At 62.8% G+C, this 881-nt stretch carries 1 protein-coding gene and 1 pseudogene; one reads left to right on the top strand and one right to left on the bottom strand.

The genetic code is table 11. The features are described from left to right. Positions 1 to 294: pseudogene (locus K728_RS18470) on the bottom strand (molybdopterin-dependent oxidoreductase); the annotation flags it as partial. A gap of 126 nt (positions 295 to 420) precedes the next feature. Here K728_RS18470 and K728_RS23080 point away from each other — a divergent pair. Beyond that, positions 421 to 881: radical SAM protein (locus K728_RS23080; RefSeq protein ID WP_443110927.1), on the top strand; the 461-nt coding region annotated here is incomplete at its 3' end.

The following is an 881-nucleotide window of genomic DNA, read 5'->3' as shown; positions in this document are numbered from 1 at the left end:
CACGACTGCGGCTCCGGCCCGACGCCACCTGTATTCAAGGATTCCGGCGGCGGCGGCCATTGAAGCGATGATGAGGAACATTGTGCCGAGGAATACCAGCTTGTCGGCGGTGCCGAACGTCTCGATGGCCCAGTCCTTGACGCCGGGTGGCAGCACATCAATGACGATCGACCCGACGGCGGTCACCGGGGAAAGGGAGGGGCTGACCAGCGCGGCGGTCAGCTCGGCGGCGATCACAGCGAGCAGGACAGCAACCAGCCCGGAAAGTGCTGCCCATCCGTTGGTCCGTCTCACGCCGGTCACCCTTTCTGTGATGTGTCAGTCATTTAGCCCAACGTCTGCGCCCCATCATCGGTTCGCCGGGCGTGCATAAGCCTCCACCGAATAGTGGCCCTAGCTGAAAGGGCGTAATCTCGAGGGATGGGAATTGAACTGGGTATGCCGCATATCGGGGTCCAGCGTCCCTCTGATGCCGGGCCGGGGCTGATTGACAGTTTCGGCCGCAAGGCCACTGACATGCGCCTGTCGCTGACCGACAAATGTAATCTGCGCTGCACTTATTGCATGCCCGCCGAGGGTCTTGACTGGCTGCAAAAGTCAGCCGTGCTCTCCCGTGAGGAGATCGTCCGGCTGGTGCGGATCGGCGTTGATTCCCTCGGGGTGCGTGAATTGCGCCTGACGGGTGGCGAACCGCTGGTGCGGGCCGACCTGCTGCAGATCATCGGCGATATCCGCGCCAACCACGCGGACCTGCCCATCTCCATGACGACCAACGGCCTGGGCCTGGACAAAAAGGCTCAAGCCCTCAAGGACGCGGGCCTGAGCCGGATCAATGTGTCGATGGATTCGCTCCACCCCGATACGTTTGCCCAACTGACCCG

The sequence above is a fragment of the Arthrobacter sp. CAL618 genome (assembly GCF_000468215.1).
Lineage (GTDB): Bacteria > Actinomycetota > Actinomycetes > Actinomycetales > Micrococcaceae > Arthrobacter_D.
This window is presented reverse-complemented; position numbering and strand designations above follow the sequence as displayed.